Here is a 6,876-nt window from a genome sequence, read left to right on the forward strand (position 1 = left end):
CTTGATTGTATTTCTCTTAAAATAAATGTCTGTATAGAATCTATTATTATAAAATCCGGGTCTATTCTATCTATTTCTTCTAGACAATAATCCATAACATTAGTTGAATAGACAAACAAATTTTGTGATATATTTGCTAAAATTCTATCGGCTCTGCTTCTTATTTGAGATTCCGATTCTTCTCCTGAAGCGTATAATATTTTAAATCCCTTAGTTGCCAAATCATTAGCAACTTGAAGTAATAATGTAGATTTACCTGCACCCGGTTTTGCCGTTATTATTGAGATGGAATCTCTTACGATCCCACCTCCCATAACTCTGTTAAATTCTTCTATCTCAGTTTGTACTCTTTCAGAACCTTTTACTTGAACTTCTCCAAGTGGACGTGCATTTTCTTTATTTTCTAATAACTTAGATGATTTTGGACTTTCATCAACTTCTATTAGCGTATTCCACTCTCCACATCCTGGGCACTTTCCAAAAAATCCATTTGATGTATAGCCACAATTACTACACTTGTAGGATGTCTTTTTCTTCATCTCTCTTTGCCTCTTTAAGTTTTTTAACAGTTACTTTCCTATTGTAGTCAACTTTTATTGAATCTCCCTTAGCAAATTCTCCTTGAAGCAATTTTTCTGCAAGAATATCTTCTATGTTGCTTCTGATAGCTCTTTCAAGAGGACGAGCTCCAAACTCTGGGTCATATCCTTCTTTTGCAATATGTGTTGCAAGTTTATTAGTAAATTCTGCCTTTATATCCATTTCAGCAAATCTTTGTTTTAACTTATCAAGCATTGTCTTCACAATTTCTGTAATTTGTTTTAAATCTAATTCTCTAAATACTATGACTTCATCCAACCTATTTAAAAATTCAGGTTTAAAAGTTTGCTTCATTGCTTCTTTTACAATTTTAACCATATTTTCGTATTCTTCTTTAGATTTATCTCCTGTAGAGAATCCCATTGAGCTTTTATTTCTAAGCCTTGATGCTCCAACATTTGAAGTCATTATGATAACTGTATCTTTAAAACTTACAGTCCTTCCTTTAGAATCTGTTAGACGGCCTTCATCAAGAATTTGTAACAGTATGTTAAATACATCTGGATGAGCTTTTTCAATTTCATCAAACAACACTACGGTATATGGATTACTTCTAACAGCATCAGTTAATTGTCCGCCTTCATCATATCCAACATACCCCGGAGGTGAACCAACTAACTTGGCAACAGTATGCTTTTCCATATACTCAGACATATCTATTCTCAAAAGATTGTCTTCTGAACCAAACAACTCATTAGACAAACTCTTTGCAAGATATGTTTTTCCAACACCAGTAGGACCTACGAAGATAAAACTTCCTATAGGTTTATTAGGGTCTTTTAAACCAATTCTAGCTCTCTTTATAGCTTTTGATACTGAATTTATAGCTTCATCTTGTCCCTTTACTCTAGATTTTAAATTGACATCTAAATCTATTAATTTTTTATTTTCTTCTTGTGTCATCTTAGTAACTGGCACTTTACTCCATTCAGAGACTATTATTGCAATATCTTCTTTGCTTATTTCAGGTTTGTCTTCAGATTTTTTCTCTTCATTCTCTCTATCTTCAAACTCTTTTCTAAGACGTCTTTCTTCATCTCTCAATTGAGCTGCTAATTCAAATTTCTGTTCTTCTACTGCTCTATTCTTTTCAATATCCAACTCTTTTAATTTATCTTCAAATTCTTTTACATATTTTGGAGTCTTATACAATTGAATTTTAAGTTTTGAAGCAGCTTCATCTATTAAGTCAATTGCCTTATCAGGTAAAAATCTGTCCGTTAAATATCTATTTGATAATTTAACCGCACTCTCTATTACATCATCCGGTATAGTCACATTGTGATGTTCTTCATATTTTTCTTTAAGTCCAATTATTATGTCAATTGAGTCTTCTACTGAAGGTTCTTTTACGCTGATTGGCATAAGTCTTCTTTCAAAAGCTGTATCTTTTTCAATATGCTTTCTATATTCATTTATTGTAGTAGCTCCAATTATTTGTAGCTCACCTTTCGTCAACATAGGTTTTAAGATGTTTGACGCATCCATAGCTCCTTCAACCGCTCCTGCCCCTATTATTACGTGTAGCTCATCAATAAACAAAATAGTATTTTTATCTTCTATAGCTTCATCAATTACATTTTTTAAACGTTCTTCAAAATCCCCTCTGTATTTTGCCCCTGCTATAAGTCCAGAAACATCCAAAGTTCTTATAACTTTATTTGCCATTATTTCAGGAACTTCCCCATCATTTATCTTTTGAGCAAGTCCTTCAGCTATTGCTGTTTTACCGACGCCGGGTTCTCCAATTAAAACCGGATTATTTTTCTTTCTTCTAGATAAAACTTGAATAACCCTTCTAATCTCTGTTTCTCTGCCTATAACCGGGTCAATCTTTCCCTCTTCTGACTTTTTATTTAAATTTGTAGTATATTTTTCCAAGGTTGTTTCAGATTCTGAGTTGCCATCTAAATCTTCATCCTCTATTTCTGTGTTCAATATACTCTCTTCTAAAACTTTAGCATCAATTCCAAGTCTTCTAAGAACTAACACAGCTATTCCCTGGCCCTCTCTTAAAATTCCAAGTAAAATGTGTTCAGTTCCAATAGTTTCTAAATCATCTTCTTTTGCCGCTTCATAAGACAATTCAAATATCTTTTTAGTTCTTGGTGTATATATTAAATTCCCGTTGACAACTTCATTGCCCTTTGTAACTATCTCATACGTTGCCAATTTTACACTTTCATAGGTCAAGCCCAAACTCTTTAGGATTCTCGCCCCTGTGCCTGTTCCTTCTTTAATTATTCCAAGCATAAGGTGCTCAGAACCAACATAATTTAATCTCGCATCTCTAGCTTCATTTTGCGCAAACAATATGGCCTTTTGACTTTTTTCTGTGAATTTCCCAAATATATTCATCTTTAAAAGACCTCCTTCATCATCTTTCTTACTTCTTTCGCCCTGAGTACATCTCTCGATTTCATATCTAAGAGTGAACCCGTTTGAATTTGTAATCTCCCATTTTTAAATTTTGCAATTGTATCAGATAAATTCAAATCTATTTTCGGTTTCAAAATAGATAACTCTATCCCCATAAATAAATCTGACAATTTCTCTATTACTTCATTTTCGCTTATCATTCTACAACAAGATAGTGTACCTAAAGCTCTGTTAGCTATGTCTTCTAATTCAATAGAATGGTCTAAATATAGTTTCTTTCTATTTTGTTCTTCCATATCCACTATCTCTTTAGTTATATTATTTAGTTTGTTTATATACTCTTTTTCTGTAATGCCTATTGTTCTATCTGGAGATAGTTTTAGTATAGCGTCTATTGAACCCCTCTCACTATTCAATCTGTCTACTCGATATCCCAATCTCTCCAAACTGCTTATTAAAGAATCATTTCCAAAATAAGAAGTAGCCGGTAAATGCAATAAGACACTTGCGCTCATTCCATTCCCACATAGATTAGGATTGGATGTTAAAAACCCAAATTTTTCAGAATATGCAAATTTAATTTTCTCAGCTACAAAATCATCTAATTTATCTGCATTATCATATATATTCTCCAATTCCAAACCATCTGACATACTTTGAATAACAATATGGTCTGAATCATTTAAAAATACATTTGGCTTTTGTGAGCTCGTGTATATTCCTGAAATAAGCTCATTTTTAAAAATATCTCCCGTTGCATTGTAAGATTCATATAGCTTAAGTTTATCTAAAGAATTCATTTCCTTAGTTTTTCTCAATTCATAACCTAAAGGAAATAGTGTTTCAGTAACTTTATTCTCTATTTCTTCTGCTGATTTTATATCTATTTTATCTACAAAATTAAATCCACTTATATTTCTAAAAATTTTCACTTCAGTTTTTAGAACGATCATTTACTCTCCCTTATTTCTTTTATTCTATCTCTAATAATTGCAGCCTTTTCATACTCTTCACTTTCAATAGCTTTCCTTAGACTGTCTTCAAGTTCTTCCTCTTCTCTTCTCATGGATATGGCCGCATCTGCTGATTGTGGAATTTTACCCTTGTGTTTTGAAGCATATTTTAAATTATTTAACATACTTGAAAGTTCTGAGCTGAAAGTTTCGTAACAACTCTCACAACCCAAATGATTTTTCTCAAACTCATCAAATGTAGTTCCACAATTTGGACATGATTTCTTTATCACTTCTTTATCGAAATTTCCCGTCAACTTAAATAATTCTTTTAAAAAAGAATCTACTTGGCTACTTATAGCTTGATTAAAAGTTAAATCCTCTTTCATTTTCTTTTCAGCACAAGTAGCACATAAATGAACTTCTTCAACATTATTCCCAGACATTTTGGTATATGAAATTATAGCTTCATTTTCTTTACAACTATCACAAAGCATAGCTACCTCCTAACTGAATACTACAAGTATTGTATTTTTTAAAATACTTGCTCTAACCTCATTTTTAAAATCTCCACTCATACCAAGAGATCTATCACTTATACTTACTTTGATGATTTCATATTCTCTTCTATTGATGTATTCTCTTCTCAAAAGCTCGTCAATTAACTGGTCTGCTTTATCCTTTGTGATGGAGTTTCCAATTTCATCAATAAAAACTTGTAGTGTTGACTTTTCATTTTCAACTTGAACTCTTACAATCCTTATATATCCTCCTCCACCACGTCTTGACTCAACATAGTATCCTTTATAAGGCGTGAACCTTGTAGTTAGAACATAGTTGATTTGTGAAGGAGCACAGTTAAACCTATCGGCAATTAAAGCTCTCTGAATTTCTAAAGTTCCATCTCCATCTTCTAATAATGTATTTATAAATTCTTCAATTGAATTTGATAGTTTTGCCATATTATCATCCTCTGACCATCTTTGTCTTTTTAATTAAAAAAATTTTTCCCTATTTTTAATTGTTTTAATATCATAGCACTAAACTATGAATTTGTAAAGTTGCGTTCCGTAACTGTAAGTTTATGTAAAAAAGTCAGCTCTCTTAGAAAGCTGACTATTATATATCTATTTGCTCATTGTAGCTGAAACTTCAGTCCAAACTCTGTCGTAAAGGTCAACATTATCTCCTAAATCTCTAAATGTTTCTAATTTAGGAAGTTTTGTATAATCTGGATAAGCAACTTCAGATTTTGAAAGTTCTTCCGGTAAAAATTCTTTAACTCCATCAATTGGAGATGTATAACCTACTAAATATTCTGCGTTCTTAGCTGATATTTCTGGTTTTGACATAAAGTCTATAAACTTTTCAGCGGCTTCTTTATGTTGAGTTCCCTTTGGAATTACAAAAGCATCAATCCATATATTAGAACCTTCTGATGGAACTACATAATCTAAATCAGGATTTTCACTTATCATAAGCGCTGCATCTCCTGAATACATAACTGCCATAGCTGCTTCACCTTGAACAACTACATCTCTTCCGTTATCTGTTAAATATGCAGAAACAAGAGGTTTTTGGTCAATCAAAGCTTTCTTTGCTGCCTCTAATTCTTCAGGATTAGTTGAATTTAGAGAATATCCCAATTTTGCAAGTGCAACTGCTATAGAGTCTCTTTGAGAATCATACATTATTATTTGACCTTTATTAGTTATATCCCATAAATCTGCCCAAGAAGTTACCGGTTTAGAAACCATTGTCTTGTTGTATACAATTCCCAATGTTCCTGAGAAATAAGGAACGCTGTATTCATTGTTAGGGTCGTACTCAGGATGTTTAAATTGAGCATTCACAAGTTCTGAATTAGGAATTTTTGTAAAATCTATTTTTTCAAGTCTATCTTCTTTTATTAGACGTTCTATCATGTAATCAGATGGTACTACTACATCATATTGATCTGCACCTTGTGTAAGCTTTACATATAAATCTTCATTTGATGCAAATGTATCATAAACAACTTTTATGCCTGTTTCCTTTTCAAACATCTTTATAGTTTCAGGGTCTATATATTCTCCTGCGTTATACACATTTATAGATTCCTTAGTCCCTCCACCACATGCCACTAACATCAGCATAGTCATAATTGAAAGCAATACTAAAACTTTTTTCATTTAACACTCCTTAAAAATTAATATTTTCCCTATTCCCGGGATTCCTATTTATTATTAACAACAATATCAACAATGCGATAAACATTATAGTTGACATTGCATTAATAGACGGATTTATACCTTTTCTCGCCATAGCATATATTGTTATTGATAGATTTGATACACCATGTCCTGTATTAAAATAACTTACTACAAAATCATCAAGTGATAATGTAAATGCCATCAAAGCTCCTGTAACAATTCCCGGTCTTATCTGAGGAATTATAACTTTTGTTATAACTTGTGAGGGCGTAGCTCCCAAGTCAAGTGCAGCTTCTACGGTATTCTTATCCATTTGACCAAGCTTAGGTAAAACAGACAAAATCACATACGGAGTACAAAACACAATATGTGAGATAGTCATTGTTAAAAGACCAAATCTCAAATGTAGAAAACCAAAAAGTCCCATAAGAGAAACCGCTGTTACAATGTCAGGATTCAAAACCGGCAAGTAGTTAACATCTAATAACATACTTTTTTTAAATCCTCTCAACTCATTTATTCCTATTGCGGCAACAGTTCCCAATACAGTCGCGACTACTGTTGCTATTAAAGCTACTATCAAAGTATTTTTTAAAGCTTCTAAGATAGTTGGGTCGGTAAATAAATTTTTATACCATTTCAAAGTAAACCCTGCCCACTTACCTTTTAACTTGGAATCATTAAAAGAAAATACCATCAATGTAACTATTGGTGCATATAAAAATATAAAAATTAGAACGAGATAAAATTTA

7 protein-coding genes are annotated in these 6,876 nt (G+C 32.1%); all 7 read right to left on the minus strand.

Annotated elements, in window-relative coordinates:
• On the minus strand, positions 1-539 hold a 539-nt coding region (locus SOR77_RS07870), incomplete at its 3' end, for an AAA family ATPase (protein WP_320636570.1).
• Positions 511-2,958, minus strand: coding sequence for an ATP-dependent Clp protease ATP-binding subunit (locus SOR77_RS07875; RefSeq protein WP_320636571.1), 2,448 nt, complete (start codon positions 2,956-2,958; stop codon positions 511-513). The genes SOR77_RS07875 and SOR77_RS07870, both read right to left, overlap by 29 nt.
• Positions 2,959-2,960: 2 nt before the next feature.
• Positions 2,961-3,932 (minus strand): ATP--guanido phosphotransferase, encoded by a 972-nt coding sequence (locus SOR77_RS07880; RefSeq protein ID WP_320636572.1) that lies wholly within the window; start codon positions 3,930-3,932, stop codon positions 2,961-2,963.
• Complete coding sequence (locus SOR77_RS07885) at positions 3,929-4,429, minus strand: UvrB/UvrC motif-containing protein (protein WP_320636573.1); 501 nt, start codon at positions 4,427-4,429, stop codon at positions 3,929-3,931. Before SOR77_RS07885 ends, SOR77_RS07880 begins: the two co-directional genes overlap by 4 nt.
• Positions 4,430-4,438: 9 nt before the next feature.
• A complete protein-coding gene (locus SOR77_RS07890; protein WP_320636574.1) occupies positions 4,439-4,894 on the minus strand; it encodes a CtsR family transcriptional regulator in 456 nt (151 codons plus the stop codon).
• Positions 4,895-5,059: 165 nt separating this feature from the next.
• Positions 5,060-6,103, minus strand: a complete 1,044-nt coding sequence (locus SOR77_RS07895; RefSeq protein ID WP_320636575.1) for an ABC transporter substrate-binding protein — start codon at positions 6,101-6,103, stop codon at positions 5,060-5,062.
• Positions 6,104-6,113: 10 nt separating this feature from the next.
• Positions 6,114-6,876: ABC transporter permease (locus SOR77_RS07900; protein WP_320636576.1), on the minus strand; the 763-nt coding region annotated here is incomplete at its 5' end.

Source organism: Peptoniphilus sp. (assembly GCF_034090345.1).
Classification (GTDB): Bacteria; Bacillota; Clostridia; order Tissierellales; family Peptoniphilaceae; genus Peptoniphilus.

Excerpts from the sequence above, each read along its gene's own strand:
- SOR77_RS07875 (WP_320636571.1), bottom strand. The coding sequence starts at position 2,958 with ATGAATATATTTGGGAAATTCACAGAAAAAAGTCAAAAGGCCATATTG.
- SOR77_RS07880 (WP_320636572.1), bottom strand. The coding sequence starts at position 3,932 with ATGATCGTTCTAAAAACTGAAGTGAAAATTTTTAGAAATATAAGTGGA.
- SOR77_RS07895 (WP_320636575.1), bottom strand. The coding sequence starts at position 6,103 with ATGAAAAAAGTTTTAGTATTGCTTTCAATTATGACTATGCTGATGTTA.
- SOR77_RS07890 (WP_320636574.1), bottom strand. The coding sequence starts at position 4,894 with ATGGCAAAACTATCAAATTCAATTGAAGAATTTATAAATACATTATTA.
- SOR77_RS07885 (WP_320636573.1), bottom strand. The coding sequence starts at position 4,429 with ATGCTTTGTGATAGTTGTAAAGAAAATGAAGCTATAATTTCATATACC.